Genomic DNA, 13,679 nt, shown 5'->3' with positions numbered 1-13,679 from the left:
CTTACCAGCTGGCTCGCATACGTTCGCGTACGAGCGCCGAGCTGCGGCGGTTGTCAGCACCCAGACGGTTTTTAAGCGTCGCGTCCTGACGAGCATCGCTGATGGCCTGTTGCAGGGTGGATTTCACCTGCGCCAGATCGTTATCGGATGGGGCATCCGGGTTGCTGATGTCCAGCAGGCTGGAGAGCAGCCCCAGCGTCGCGTAGTTGCTGATGTCGTAGGCCATTGGCGGAATGGTCGCCGCCAGTTTTTCCAGCGCCTCGACGGTACGCAGCGTGATGCGAGCGGCGGACTCTTTGCCCATCGCGTGGATCAGCACGCCCTTGTCGTTAAAGGCGATCAGACGGTTGGCCTGGTAGCCGTGCGCCAGGAACGCGCCGGACATCGCCTTGCCGACGATAAGCCCAATCACCGGGTGACCGGCCAGGCGCGCGTTAGCATATGCAGCAGCGGATCCTGCCAGCGCCTGATGGATACCAAACGCCTCTTCGCGACGGCCATAGGCCTGGCTTGGGACGTCAATCACCGCCACAATCGGGCGTTTGACGGACTTCTCTGCGTCAGCGGCGACGGTTTCGCTAACCACCTTCGCCAGCGTCCAGCCTTCCAGCAGACCGACTTCACCTTTCGCCGCGCGCGGGAAGTGGTTGTTGGCATCCGGCACCACGGCCACAAAGCGCACCGCCTCACCGTTCAGCTCGCCGTCTGCTGCCTGCACGGACGGGCACAGCCCTTCGATACGTTTGGCATTCGGGGCGAGGGTTTCCAGCCAGAGCTCGCCACGGCTTTTTGAATTACTCATCATTTCACCTCCCGGGCAAAAAGCGCGTTAATCTGTTCGGCATCGGCCTGCTTGCGGGTGTCGAAATTCGTCAGACGGTTCAGGTAATCGTCGTAGTTATCGGTGCGGTGTTTCGCCGGTACGCCTTTCGCAATCGCGTCGTTCATCGCCGCTTTCACCGCATTTACACCGTCGCCCACCAGCGCGTCCACCAGCCCGCTTTGATAGCGCACTTCCCCACCGGTCATGCTCCAGATAAACGGACGGTCGCGGGAGTCGTACTCTTCAATGCCCGCCTCCTGCTCGATAACCTGCGGGCCGTTGAGGCCAAGACGCGCTTCGCGGGTCACAATCAGGTAGCTGCATAGCGCCGCGGCAATGGACATCCCGCCGAAGCAGCCCACGGTCCCGGCCACAATCCCGATAACGGGCGTGTAGTGACGCAGGTCTACAATCGCGGCGTGGATATCGGCAATCGCCGCCAGGCCGAGGTTAGCCTCCTGAAGACGCACGCCGCCGGTTTCGAGGCACAGCACAGCCTGCGTCGGAATGCCGTTGCGGTTATCTTCCGCCGCCAGCTCCAGCGCCGCCGCCATTTTTGCACCGGACACTTCGCCCATGCTGCCGCCCTGGAACGCGCCTTCAATCGCGACCACGACCGCAGGCTGACCGTTGATGGTGCCTTTTGCGACGACCATGCCGTCATCGGCCTGCGGAACAATCCCCTGCGGCCCAAGCCACGGAGAGATAATGCCTTCAAACGGATCCAGCAGTTCGCGGTAGCTGCCCTCGTCAAGCAGAGCCTGCGCGCGCTGGCGCGCTTTTAGTTCGATAAAGCTGCTGTCGTTACGCATGGCTCACCCCCTCAAAAACCTGTTCGATGCGAATGCGCGCCACGCCCGGCGTCGCGCCGAAGTCATGAATGGTCAGTTTGCCTGCAGGCAGGCTGCTGACCGTTTGCAGGCGGTTGAACAGCGCCTCCCAGCGGCCACGGCTGTTGTCGACTGAGGTGGTGATATCAATGGTTAGCGTCTGGCCCGGTTCGGCGCTGAAGAGCACCTCCATATCCCCGGAGCCGACGACGCCCGCCAGCGCCCTGCCGCTTAACGCGCGGCTGGCTGGCACGGTCAATGTAATTTTTTCCATAACTTCCTCTTAATGCTTTGAATAAGGCGTTTCGACGCGGTCGAGAAACAGCGTGGCGGCAAGCAGGTCGGCAGCGCCGCCCGGCGAGGCGTTGAGCGAGAGCATCTGGCGATCTAAGCTCGCCAGCGCCTGCTGGCCCGCAGCCGTTGCACAGCCTCCTGCATTCAGTACCGCACGGGCACCGCTCTGCATGGCGTCCAGCCCCTCCATTCCGGCGCGCGACAGCACGCAGGTGTCGGTGAGGGAGGTCATGATGGCCATCAGCGCGTCGAGCCTGGCCTGCGCCTCACTGCTGCCGTTGAGACGGCTGAGGCGAAGCTGCGGCAGCGCGCGCTGCATAACGTGCGGGAACGCCTGCTGCGCCTCTTCGCGTGCGCCCGGCACGCGGTAGCGGTGCGTGACGCGCAGGCCTTTGCTGAACACCTTCGGTGCCGCGTCGTCCGGGAGTTTCGCCAGCTGCGCGGCGGTATTCGCGACGGCCTGCGCAGCTGCATCACCGCCCAGCATCGCCACCGCGCTCACCAGCAATCCCAGCGCCCAGATCGCGCCACGATGGGTATTCACCCCGTCGGTGGCCGCCATCATCTGCTGCTCGCCTTCGCGGCCAAGACGGCCAACGGTTTGCCGAAGCGCAATATCTGCCGGACGCAGCCAGCTCTGCTGCGCCAGCGCCTGAAACGTGGGAGTCAGGCTGTGCGCGGAGCGCTCCATCAGCGCAAGGGATAAATCGTGGTGCGCGCCGTTCCCCCGACTGTCCACCAGACCGGGTTTCGGGCTTAAACGTGCTTCGTCAATCAGACACTGCGTGGCGGTTCGCGCCAGCCATTCGGCACCGCCTTCAACCTGAATCTGGGGCAGAAGTTTCATTACCAGCTCCGGAATTTCGCAGGTGGGTTATACAGACCGCCGGACCACTCCACGAGGTCAGACACGCTGCCCGCAGCCAGCAGAGAGCGGGTGGCGTCGGTGCGGCGAATCCCCATATCTTCCGGGTACACCACTTTGCCGCTCTGGCGCAGTTCCGCCACGCGTTTGGCGTCAACGCCCAGGCCGATATCGGTGATCCCCGCGACGGCGGCAACCATGGCCCGACGCTCTTCCAGATCTTTCGCCCGGTAGAGGTAGGCAATCCCCTCTTCCGTCAGCACGTGCGTCACGTCATCACCGTAAATCATCACCGGTGCCAGCGGCATGCCGGAGGCTTTCGCCACGTCAACGGCATCAAGTTTTTCCACGAAGGTTGGCTTCACGCCCGCCTGGAAGGTTTCCACCATCTGCACGACCAGTTTTTTACCGCGCTGCATTGGGTCCGGCTCGGTGATCATGTTCAGCCAGGCCGGGGTCGCGTGACGACGACCGTGCGGGTCATGGCCCATGTTTGGCGCACCGCCGAAGCCGGAAAGACGACCGCGCGTCACCGTTGAGGAGTTGGCGTAACCGTCAACCTGCAGCGTAGAGCCGATGAACATATCCACCGCGTACTGGCCTGCCAGCTGGCAGAAGGCGCGGTTGGAACGCATGGAGCCGTCGGCACCGGTAAAGAACACGTCCGGACGGGCGCGGATGTACTCTTCCATCCCCAGCTCGCCGCCGAAGCAGTGCACGCTCTCCACCCAGCCGCTTTCAATGGCGGGGATCAGCGTCGGATGCGGGTTCAGCGTCCAGTGTTTACAGATTTTGCCCTTCAGGCCGAGCTGTTCGCCGTAGGTGGGCAGCAGCAGCTCAATCGCCGCGGTGTTAAAGCCGATACCGTGGTTCAGGGACTGCACCTGGTGCTCTGCGTAGATGCCTTTGATGGCCATCATCGCCATCAGGATATGCTCCTGCTTAATGAGGCGCGGGTCGCGGGTGAACAGCGGTTCAATAAAGAACGGTTTGTCCGCAACGACCACGTAGTCGATCCAGGAGCCCGGAATATCCACGCGCGGCAGCTCGCACTCGTCGTCCACCAGCTCGTTCACCTGTGCGATGACGATGCCGTCGTGGAACGCGGCGGCTTCCACCAGCGCCGGGGTATCTTCGGTACTCGCTCCGGTATAGAGGTTGCCTTTGCGGTCGGCTTTAAAACCGGCAATCAGCGCCACGTTGGGCGAAAGGTCGACGTAGAGGCGTGAGTAAAGTTCGATGTAGGTGTGAATCGCACCGATTTCGAGCTGACCGTCTTCCAGCAGCTGCGAAATACGCAGGCTTTGCGTCCCGGAGAAGGAGAAGTCCAGCTTGCGGGCGATGCCTTTCTCGAAGATGTCCAGATGCTCGCTACGGCCGACGCTCGGCATGATCATATGCAGGTCGTGAACGATTTGCGGGTTCACTTCGGCCAGCGAGCGGGAAAGGAAATCCGCCTGCTTCTGGTTGTTACCTTCCAGAACGACCTTATCGCCAGGCGCGATTAATTTTTCCAGCATGGCGACAAGATCGCCGGTTGGCAGTACCTTGCCCTGCACCGGTACGGAGGCCAGACGACGCGCTTTTTCGCTGCGTCGCGTGTTCCATTGCCGGGTGGGTGTTTGCCCAGATAACATTATTAACCTCCTGATTCAGCTAATCATTTTGATTTGCTTAACGTTGAGTAAAGTGTGCGCTCTGGTGAGAAAGGCATCAATTAAGCGTAGAGCGGAATCATTAGCCTGAGAGTAATAATCAAGGTAAAGATTTGTGATCGGGATCAGTTCATGTTTCGGAAAACCAGGCTAAACGGGGTACAATTCGGAAAGTACCGTAAATTTCTGACAAGAATCAGCATCGCCCTTATGACCCAAATCATTCCATCAGACTTCGACATTGCGGCCGAAGACAGCACTGAGTTCGTGCCCATGCGCGGCGTGGCTAACCCCCACCTGCAGACCATGCTGCCGCGACTGATCCGCCGCAAGGTTCAGTTCATCCCGCACTGGCAACGGCTTGACCTGCCAGACGGTGATTTTCTGGATCTCGCCTGGAGCGAAGCGCCGGAACAGGCCCGCCATAAGCCGCGTCTGGTGGTCTTTCACGGTCTGGAAGGCAGCCTGCACAGCCCGTATGCGCATGGATTAATTGAGGCGGCAAAAGCGCGCGGCTGGCTCGGCGTGGTGATGCATTTTCGCGGCTGCAGCGGCGAACCGAATCGTCAGAAACGCATTTATCACTCGGGTGAAACCGAAGACGGTACGTGGTTTTTACACTGGCTGCGGGACAACTTTGGCACCGTGCCAACCGCCGCGGTGGGCTACTCGCTGGGCGGAAATATGCTGGCCTGTCTGCTGGCCAAAGAGGGCGAAAGCGTCCCGCTGGATGCCGCCGTCATTGTCTCCGCGCCGTTTATGCTGGAGCAGTGCAGCTACCACATGGATAAAGGCTTTTCCCGCGTCTATCAGCGCTACCTGCTCAACCTGCTGAAGGCCAACGCGGCGCGTAAGCTGAAGGCCTACCCGGATACCCTGCCGGTCAGCCTGCGCCAGCTGAAAAAGGTGCGCCGTATTCGCGAGTTCGACGACCTGATCACCGCGAAAATCCACGGCTTCGCCGATGCGATTGACTATTATCGTCAGTGCAGCGCCATGCCGCTGCTCAGCAAGATCACGCAGCCAACGCTGATTATTCACGCCAAAGATGACCCGTTTATGGATCATCACTCGATCCCCGCTCAGGAGTTCCTGCCCGACAACGTTCACTATCAGTTGACCGAGCACGGCGGCCACGTCGGGTTTATCGGCGGCACGCTGCGCCGCCCGAAAATGTGGCTTGAGGCGCGAATTCCTGACTGGCTAACCCCTTATCTGGACGGTGCAAAATGATTATTCCCTGGCAGGATCTGGCTCCCGAAACGCTCGATAATCTGATTGAAAGCTTTGTATTACGCGAAGGCACCGATTATGGTGAACAGGAACGCTCGCTTGAGCAAAAGGTCAACGATGTTAAGCGCCAGCTGAAAAGCGGCGACGTGCTGCTGGTGTGGTCAGAACTGCATGAGACGGTCAATATCATGCCCCGCAACGCGTTTCACGGCTGATCTTCCACACTTTTCAGTCAGGGAGTTGCTATGTCTGCCAGACATCCGGTTATTGCCGTTACGGGGTCGAGTGGTGCGGGAACCACCACCACCAGCCTCGCATTTCGCAAGATTTTCGCCCAGCTGAATCTCCGTGCGGCGGAGGTCGAAGGCGATAGCTTTCACCGCTACACGCGTCCGGAAATGGACATGGCCATCCGTAAGGCGCGCGATTCGGGTAAACACATCAGCTACTTCGGCCCGGAAGCCAATGACTTCGGCCTGCTGGAACAAACCTTTATCGAGTACGGTCAGAGCGGCAAAGGGCAGTCCCGCAAGTATCTGCATACCTATGATGAAGCCGTTCCCTGGAATCAGGTGCCGGGAACCTTTACCCCGTGGCAACCGCTGCCGGAACCCACCGACGTCCTGTTTTACGAAGGATTGCACGGTGGCGTGGTCACCCCTCAACACGACGTGGCCCGCCACGTGGATCTGCTGGTCGGCGTGGTCCCTATCGTTAACCTGGAGTGGATCCAGAAGCTGACGCGTGACATGAGCGAGCGCGGCCATTCTCGCGAAGCGGTGATGGACTCCGTGGTGCGCTCCATGGAGGATTACATTAACTTCCTGACGCCGCAGTTCTCCCGCACCCATATCAACTTCCAGCGCGTGCCGACGGTAGATACCTCCAACCCGTTTGCCGCCAAAAGTATCCCGTCTCTGGATGAGAGCTTTGTGGTGATCCATTTCCGCAACCTCGACGGCATTGATTACCCCTGGCTGCTGGCCATGCTGCAGGGCTCGTTTATTTCGCACATGAATACGTTAGTGGTGCCGGGCGGAAAAATGGGGCTGGCGATGGAGCTCATCATGACGCCGCTGGTGGAGCGACTGATGGAAGGGAAGCAGATCGCGTGAGTTGTTTTGCCCGGTAGCGCTGCGCTTACCGGGCCTACGGTCGTGCTTTTGTAGGGCGGGTCAGCGAAGCGCCACCCGCCAAAAGATTAGGCCTCGATCACTTCATACGAATGCGTGATTTTTACCGCTTTCTCCAGCATTAACGCCACCGAGCAGTACTTCTCCGCAGACAGGTCCACCGCACGCGAGACGGCCGCGTCTTTCAGCTCTTTACCGGTGACCACAAAGTGCAGGTTAATATGGGTGAACAGGCGTGGCGCCTCTTCGCGACGTTCAGACGTGAGTTTGACTTCACAATCCGTCACGTCATGACGACCTTTTTGCAGAATCGACACCACGTCGATTGCGCTGCATCCCCCTGCCGCCATCAGCACCATTTCCATTGGGCTGGGTGCTTTATCGCCGGAGTTGCCGTCCATCAAAATCTGGTGTCCTGACGCGGACTCGCCCAGGAACGTTAAACCTTCAACCCATTTCACGCGCGCTTGCATATTCTTAAACTCCAACGTTGCATTTTTGGTGACAGATTACGCGTGCGTTACATTTCTCGCAATGGAAGGCGACCTGCATCATGCTGAAGCGAGACACCAGGAGACACGCGGCGAAAGCTATGCTAAAACACTCTGGATGCTACAGTAATACATTGACGTTACACATGTATGCAGAGGACATCAAACTTTACTGGCTGCGAAACGTTACGGTAGCCGACTTCCCAGGGTATGGGTAAGAATTCGATTGCAACCCCAGAGTCCGGATGCATCTGATGACTCTGGTGACAGCTTATAACAGAGGATAACAGCGCATGGTGCTTGGCAAACCGCAAACAGACCCGACTCTCGAATGGTTCTTGTCTCATTGCCACATTCATAAGTACCCATCAAAGAGCACGCTGATTCACCAGGGTGAAAAAGCGGAAACGTTGTATTACATCGTTAAAGGCTCGGTGGCAGTGCTGATCAAAGATGAAGAAGGGAAAGAGATGATCCTTTCTTATCTGAACCAGGGCGATTTCATCGGTGAACTGGGCCTGTTTGAAGAGGGCCAGGAACGTAGCGCCTGGGTTCGTGCAAAGACAGCATGTGAAGTGGCTGAAATTTCTTACAAGAAGTTCCGTCAGCTGATTCAGGTTAACCCTGACATCCTGATGCGTCTTTCTTCCCAGATGGCGCGCCGTCTGCAGGTCACGTCAGAGAAAGTGGGTAACCTCGCCTTCCTGGACGTTACCGGCCGTATCGCACAAACCCTGCTGAACCTGGCGAAACAGCCAGACGCTATGACCCACCCGGACGGCATGCAAATTAAAATTACCCGTCAGGAAATTGGTCAAATCGTCGGTTGCTCCCGTGAAACAGTGGGCCGTATCCTGAAAATGCTGGAAGATCAAAACCTGATCTCCGCCCACGGTAAAACCATCGTGGTTTACGGAACGCGTTAATTCCGCTTAAACGGCGTGCCATCGCAAGGTGTCACGCCGTTTTTGTCTCTACTCCCCATGTGGCGCAGGCTGATCTATCACCCGGAAGTTAACTACGCACTGCGACAAACGCTGGTGTTGTGTCTTCCCGTGGCCATAGGCCTGATCCTCGGACATCTTCAGCAAGGTCTGCTGTTTTCCCTCGTGCCTGCCTGCTGCAACATCGCCGGTCTGGACACGCCGCATAAGCGCTTTTTCAAACGCCTGATTATCGGCGGCTGCCTGTTTGCGGGCTGTAGCCTCGCCGTACAGCTATTACTGGCTCGTGATATCCCGCTGCCGCTGATCCTGACCGTGCTGGCGATGACCCTCGGCGTCACGGCGGAAATCAGTTCGCTGCACGCCCGCCTGCTTCCCGCCTCGCTGATTGCAGCTATTTTCACGCTGAGCCTCGCCGGGAATATGCCGGTGTGGGAGCCGCTGCTGATCTATGCCCTGGGGACATTATGGTACGGGCTGTTTAACTGGTTTTGGTTCTGGCTGTGGCGCGAACAGCCGCTGCGTGAATCCCTGAGCCTGCTCTATGTGCAGCTTGCGGATTACTGCGAAGCCAAATACACCCTGCTCACCCAGCATACCGATCCGGAAAAGTCCTTACCGCCGCTGCTGACGCGCCAGCAGAAGGTGGTGGATCTGATTAGCCAGTGCTATCAGCAGCTGCATATGCTCGCCGCCAACAAGAACCACGAGTACAAACGGCTGCTGCGCACCTTCCAGGTCGGGCTGGATCTGCAGGAGCATATCTCCGTGAGCCTGCACCACCCGCAGGAGGTGCAAAAGCTGGTCGAGCGCAGCCACGCCGAAGCGGTGATCCGCTGGAACGCGCAGACCGTATCCGCACGCCTGCGCGTGCTGGCCGATGACATTCTCTATCACCGCTACCCGACGCGCTTTAACATGGATAAGCAGCTGGGCGCGCTGGAGAAAATCGCCCGTCAGCATCCGGATAACCCCGTCGGCCAGTTTGCCGCCTGGCACTTCAGCCGCATCGCCCGCGTGTTGCGCACGCAGCGCCCGCTTTATCCCCGCGACCTGATGGCGGATAAGCAGAAACGGCTTCCGCTATTGCCCGCGCTCAAAAGCTATCTTTCTCTTAAATCGTCCGCCCTGCGCAACGCCGCAAGGATTAGCGTGATGCTCAGTACCGCCAGCCTGATGGGCATGGCGCTGCACCTGCCGAAACCCTACTGGATCTTAATGACCGTGCTGTTTGTCACCCAGAACGGCTACGGCGCCACGCGGGTGCGTATTCTGCATCGGGCTGGCGGAACGATGGCCGGGCTGATCATTGCGGGGGTGACGCTGCACTTCCACGTGCCGCAAGGTTATACCCTGGCAGGCATGCTGGCGGTTACGCTGGTGAGCTACCTGATTATCCGCAAAAACTACGGCTGGGCGATGGTGGGCTTTACGGTGACGGCGGTATATACCCTGCAGCTGCTCACGCTCAATGGCGAACAGTTTATTGTCGCCAGGCTGATTGATACCCTGATCGGCTGTCTGATTGCCTTTGGCGGCATGGTCTGGCTGTGGCCGCAGTGGCAAAGCGGACTGCTGCGCCAGAACGCCCACGACGCGCTGGAAGCGGATCAGGAGGCCATCAGGCTGATCCTCAGCGACAATCCTCAACCGACGCCGCTGGCCTGGCAGCGGATGAAGGTCAACCAGGCGCACAACGCTCTGTTTAACTCGCTCAACCAGGCGATGCAGGAGCCGGGCTTTAACTCGCACTATCTTGCAGACATGAAGCTCTGGGTGACGCACAGCCAGTTTATCGTCGAGCACATTAACGCCATGACCACGCTGGCGCGCGAGCACACGATGCTGACGCCCGATCTGGCGCAGCGCTATTTGCAGTCGTGTGAAATTGCGCTGCAGCGCTGTCAGCAGCGTCTGGAGTATGACTCGCCGGGTGAGTCGGGAGATTCGAACATTCTGGAAGCGCCGGAGACGTTAACCCACGGGCCAATGAGCACGCTGGAGCAGCATTTGCAGCGCGTTCTGGGACATCTGAACACCATGCACACCATTTCGTCGGTGGCATGGCGTCAGCGTCCGCATCACGGGATTTGGTTAACCCGCCGGTTAAAGCGAACCGAGTATTAGCCTTTTACGATCTTCGCGACCGCCGCGGCAAAGCGGGTTAACCCGTCCTCAATATCCCTGTCTTCCACCACCAGCGACGGCGCAAAGCGCATCACGTCCGGCCCGGCATTGAGCACCATCACCCCTTCGTGCGCGGCGGCGTGCAGGAAATCACGCGCGCGGCCCTTGTACTGCGGCTTCAGCTCGGCGCCAATCAACAGCCCCATCCCGCGGATTTCGCTGAACACGTCGTACTGCTCATCAATCTTTTGCAGGTGTTTTACGAACAGCTCGCGCTTCGCGCTCACGGCGTTCAACACCTCCGGCGTGTTGATAATGTCGAATGCGGCGCCCGCCACGGCGCTCGCCAGCGGGTTGCCGCCGTAGGTAGAGCCGTGAGAACCGACGTGGAACGCGGAGGCGATCTCCTGCGTTGTCAGTACCGCACTCACCGGGAAACCACCGCCGAGCGCTTTAGCGCTGGTCAGAATATCCGGCGTCACGCCGTAGTGCATATACGCGAACAGATCGCCGGTACGCCCCATCCCGCACTGCACTTCATCAAAGACCAGCAGCGCCTGATGTTCGTCGCACAGCGCGCGCAGCCCTTTCAGGAATTCAGGGGTTGCCGCGGTCACGCCGCCTTCACCCTGGATCGGCTCGACCACCACCGCGCAGGTATGGTCGTCCATCACCGCTTTCACCGCATGCAGATCGTTAAACGGCACGTGGACGATATCGGCCGGCTTCGGGCCAAACCCGTCGGAATACTTCGGCTGGCCGCCAACGGAAACGGTAAAGAAGGAGCGTCCGTGGAAGGCGTTATGGAAGGCGATGATTTTGGTTTTGTACGGGCTGTGGCGCGTTGTCGCGTAGTAGCGCGCCAGCTTAAAAGCGGTTTCGTTGGCTTCGGTGCCGGAGTTCATAAACAGCACGCGCTCGGCGAAGGTGGCATCGATGATCTTACGTCCCAGGCGCAGCGCCGGTTCGTTGGTGAACACGTTGCTGGTGTGCCACAGGGTTTCGCCCTGGGTTTTCAGCGCCTCCACCAGCGCGGGATGGCAATGACCCAGCGCCGTGACCGCAATACCGCCCGCAAAATCCACATACTCTTTACCCTGCTGATCCCAGACGCGGCTGCCCTTTCCCTTCACCGGGATAAATTCAGCCGGTGCATAAATCGGCAGGATCACTTCATCGAAAGTCGCGCGGGTAATTGCTGGTTGTTCAGTTGCCATGTCATGACCATCCATTTTATGTCACAGTGATTGTGAAAATATAATCACAAAATATGCATAAAAAATCACAGCAAGGCAACAGATATTCAGCGATTGAGGAAATTTGCCAGCAGCGCGTGCCCCTGCTCGCTGAGGATGCTTTCCGGGTGGAACTGCACGCCTTCGAGGTCCCATTCGCGGTGACGAATCCCCATGATCTCCTGCGTATCGCTCCAGGCGGTCACCTCAAAGCAGTCGGGCAGCGTCGATGGGTCAATGACCAGGGAATGGTAGCGCGTCACGGTTAACGGGTTATTGAGCCCCGTGAATACCCCGGTGCCGGTGTGGGTGACAGGAGAGGTTTTTCCGTGCATCACTTTGGCGGCGCGCACGATAGTGGCACCAAACGCCTGGGCAATCGCCTGATGGCCCAAACAGACGCCCAGGATCGGCAGTTTGCCTGCAAAGTGGCGGATAACATCCAGAGAAACACCCGACTCCGACGGCGTACACGGCCCCGGAGAAATCACGATTTTCTGCGGAGCCAGCGTCTCGATATCGGCGAGATCGATCTCGTCGTTGCGGCGGACAACCACCTCTGCACCCAGTTCACAAAAATACTGGTAAAGGTTCCAGGTGAAGGAATCGTAGTTATCAATCAGCAGAATCATGGCGGCTCCCGAAAAAAATGCCGCCCTATTCTACTCAGATTCCCGCGCTTCGCTCACTACTTTGGCAAAGATAGCGTTTAACGCGGTTAAATCTCCCGTTGCGCCACTTCGGTTCGCCGCCACCCACTGCTCGGGATCGATATCCCGCCAGTCCAGCGCGTAACCCGCGTGGAGCGCCAGCTGCTCGAAGAAAACGCGCTGGGCAATACCGTTGCCGCGCATGAAGGGATGCAGCATGTTGATTTCGCAGTAATAGTGGCTAACCCGGTCAACAAACGCCGCTTTCTCAAGACCCACAAGATACTTTTCGCCTTCCAGCGCCGCCATCAGCTCGTTGCCCATCTTCTCGATGTACTCAAAATGGCAGAAGGGGATGTCACCTTTAAAAATATCGTCGGTACGGAGCTCGCCTGCCCGCTTCATCTCGCTGCGGTACAAATGACGGTGAATCAGACACAGATGGGGCAACCCGGGCGCAGAAGGCCCAAGCGCCAGCGTCTCAATATGGGGTTCTGAGGGACCATTACCTTTTTCAAGGAGACAACTGGCCTGTAAATTGACGTTACGCTGCTGCTCCCAGAGACGGGATTTTTGCTTGTCGGTGAGTTTTTTCACTTAACGCCTCCCTGAATAGTCCGTTTGCCACAAGTATAAGCAGCAAAACGCGCTTTCGCAGGGAGGGTTACATAACGCGGGCAGGAGAAGCCCGCGTTCAGAAGAATTACGGCAGAACTTTTGCGGAGAGGATAACCACCGGTTTTGACGGCACATTCTGATACGGACCGACGTCGTGAGTAGGCACCTGAGAAATCTTGTCGGCCACGTCCATCCCTTTCACGATTTTACCGAAAACGGCATAGCCGAAGTCGCGCTGACCGTGGTCGAGGAAGGCGTTATCCGCCACGTTGAGGAAGAACTGGCTGGTCGCGCTGTCTTTGTCTGCGGTACGCGCCATGGAGATGGTGCCGCGCTTGTTCAGCAGGCCGTTGTCCGCTTCGTTTTTAATAGGCGGGTTCGGCTGTTTCTGCTGCATCTGCTCGTTGAAGCCGCCGCCCTGCACCATAAAGCCCGGGATCACGCGGTGGAAGGTGGTGTTGTTATAGAAACCACTGTTCACGTAGTCGAGGAAGTTTTTCACAGAAACCGGAGCTTTCTGGCTATTCAGTTCCAGCTCAATGTTCCCGGCGGAGGTGGTCAGCAGAACGTGAGGGTCCCCTTTGGCCGCCAGCGCAGCAGGGGAAACGGCAGAAAGAGCAAACACAGCTGCGACAGCCGCCAGTGTTGATTTGAGCATGAGAATTCCTTAACAAAGCGCAGTATAAAAAGCGAATGGCTTGATTCTAAAGAGCAGTATGAACGGAGACCAGCCTTTTACCTAATTTTACGAAATTGAAACAGTTGTAACCGCGCAAACGGT

General features: G+C 58.3%; 15 protein-coding genes. 5 read left to right on the top strand and 10 right to left on the bottom strand.

What is annotated here, in order from left to right; translation table 11 throughout:
- Position 1: 1 nt before the first annotated feature.
- The 5 genes from mdcE to mdcA are packed head-to-tail and all read right to left on the bottom strand — an operon-like array spanning position 2 to position 4,449.
- The gene (gene mdcE / locus NQ230_RS02250) at positions 2-802 is read right to left on the bottom strand and encodes a biotin-independent malonate decarboxylase subunit gamma (RefSeq protein WP_121426198.1); all 801 of its coding nucleotides are present in this window, start codon (positions 800-802) and stop codon (positions 2-4) included.
- Complete coding sequence (locus NQ230_RS02245; RefSeq protein WP_257259784.1) at positions 802-1,635, bottom strand: biotin-independent malonate decarboxylase subunit beta; 834 nt, start codon at positions 1,633-1,635, stop codon at positions 802-804. The genes mdcE and NQ230_RS02245 overlap by 1 nt, the downstream gene beginning before the upstream one ends.
- On the bottom strand, positions 1,628-1,927 hold the full coding sequence (mdcC, locus tag NQ230_RS02240) for a malonate decarboxylase acyl carrier protein (RefSeq protein ID WP_257259782.1): 300 nt from the start codon (positions 1,925-1,927) through the stop codon (positions 1,628-1,630). The genes NQ230_RS02245 and mdcC overlap by 8 nt, the downstream gene beginning before the upstream one ends.
- Positions 1,928-1,936: 9 nt before the next feature.
- Positions 1,937-2,794 (bottom strand): triphosphoribosyl-dephospho-CoA synthase, encoded by an 858-nt coding sequence (locus NQ230_RS02235; protein ID WP_257259781.1) that lies wholly within the window; start codon positions 2,792-2,794, stop codon positions 1,937-1,939.
- Complete coding sequence (mdcA, locus tag NQ230_RS02230; protein WP_032648362.1) at positions 2,794-4,449, bottom strand: malonate decarboxylase subunit alpha; 1,656 nt, start codon at positions 4,447-4,449, stop codon at positions 2,794-2,796. Before mdcA ends, NQ230_RS02235 begins: the two co-directional genes overlap by 1 nt.
- Positions 4,450-4,677: 228 nt before the next feature.
- Here mdcA and NQ230_RS02225 point away from each other — a divergent pair, with 228 nt between their 5' ends.
- From NQ230_RS02225 to NQ230_RS02215, 3 genes are read left to right on the top strand one after another with little or no spacing between them, the layout of a single operon-like run.
- Positions 4,678-5,700 carry a hydrolase gene (locus NQ230_RS02225; RefSeq protein ID WP_121426105.1) on the top strand — a complete coding sequence of 341 codons (1,023 nt, stop codon included), beginning with the start codon at positions 4,678-4,680 and terminating at the stop codon, positions 5,698-5,700.
- On the top strand, positions 5,697-5,915 hold the full coding sequence (locus NQ230_RS02220; protein WP_063144226.1) for a YheU family protein: 219 nt from the start codon (positions 5,697-5,699) through the stop codon (positions 5,913-5,915). Before NQ230_RS02225 ends, NQ230_RS02220 begins: the two co-directional genes overlap by 4 nt.
- A gap of 30 nt (positions 5,916-5,945) precedes the next feature.
- Positions 5,946-6,815, top strand: coding sequence for a phosphoribulokinase (locus tag NQ230_RS02215; RefSeq protein ID WP_032662303.1), 870 nt, complete (start codon positions 5,946-5,948; stop codon positions 6,813-6,815).
- A gap of 86 nt (positions 6,816-6,901) precedes the next feature.
- On the opposite strand, the gene NQ230_RS02210 is transcribed toward NQ230_RS02215, so the two are convergent.
- The gene (locus tag NQ230_RS02210; protein WP_008503018.1) at positions 6,902-7,306 is read right to left on the bottom strand and encodes an OsmC family protein; all 405 of its coding nucleotides are present in this window, start codon (positions 7,304-7,306) and stop codon (positions 6,902-6,904) included.
- A 311-nt stretch (positions 7,307-7,617) separates the two neighbouring features.
- On the opposite strand from NQ230_RS02210, the gene crp reads away from it, so the two are divergent.
- A complete protein-coding gene (crp, locus tag NQ230_RS02205) occupies positions 7,618-8,250 on the top strand; it encodes a cAMP-activated global transcriptional regulator CRP (protein ID WP_000242758.1) in 633 nt (210 codons plus the stop codon).
- A 57-nt stretch (positions 8,251-8,307) separates the two neighbouring features.
- Positions 8,308-10,395: a YccS/YhfK family putative transporter gene (locus NQ230_RS02200; protein WP_121426106.1), complete on the top strand. Its 2,088-nt coding sequence runs from the start codon at positions 8,308-8,310 to the stop codon at positions 10,393-10,395.
- On the opposite strand, the gene argD is transcribed toward NQ230_RS02200, so the two are convergent.
- The 4 genes from argD to ppiA form a co-directional block, all read right to left on the bottom strand.
- Entirely contained in the window at positions 10,392-11,612 is a 1,221-nt protein-coding gene (argD, locus tag NQ230_RS02195; protein ID WP_029742139.1) for a bifunctional acetylornithine/succinyldiaminopimelate transaminase, read from the bottom strand. The two genes, NQ230_RS02200 and argD, sit on opposite strands and share 4 nt — an antisense overlap.
- Before the next feature lie 86 nt (positions 11,613-11,698).
- Complete coding sequence (gene pabA, locus NQ230_RS02190; protein WP_257259779.1) at positions 11,699-12,262, bottom strand: aminodeoxychorismate synthase component 2; 564 nt, start codon at positions 12,260-12,262, stop codon at positions 11,699-11,701.
- A 30-nt stretch (positions 12,263-12,292) separates the two neighbouring features.
- Positions 12,293-12,877 carry a putative adenosine monophosphate-protein transferase Fic gene (locus NQ230_RS02185; RefSeq protein WP_159515045.1) on the bottom strand — a complete coding sequence of 195 codons (585 nt, stop codon included), beginning with the start codon at positions 12,875-12,877 and terminating at the stop codon, positions 12,293-12,295.
- 106 nt (positions 12,878-12,983) lie between these two features.
- Positions 12,984-13,556 (bottom strand): peptidylprolyl isomerase A, encoded by a 573-nt coding sequence (ppiA, locus tag NQ230_RS02180; RefSeq protein WP_023309471.1) that lies wholly within the window; start codon positions 13,554-13,556, stop codon positions 12,984-12,986.
- Positions 13,557-13,679 lie beyond the last annotated feature (123 nt).

The sequence above is a fragment of the Enterobacter asburiae genome (genome assembly GCF_024599655.1).
Classification (GTDB): Bacteria; Pseudomonadota; Gammaproteobacteria; order Enterobacterales; family Enterobacteriaceae; genus Enterobacter; species Enterobacter asburiae_D.
Note: the sequence above shows the minus strand (reverse complement) of the source record. Positions and strands in the feature narration are given on the sequence as shown.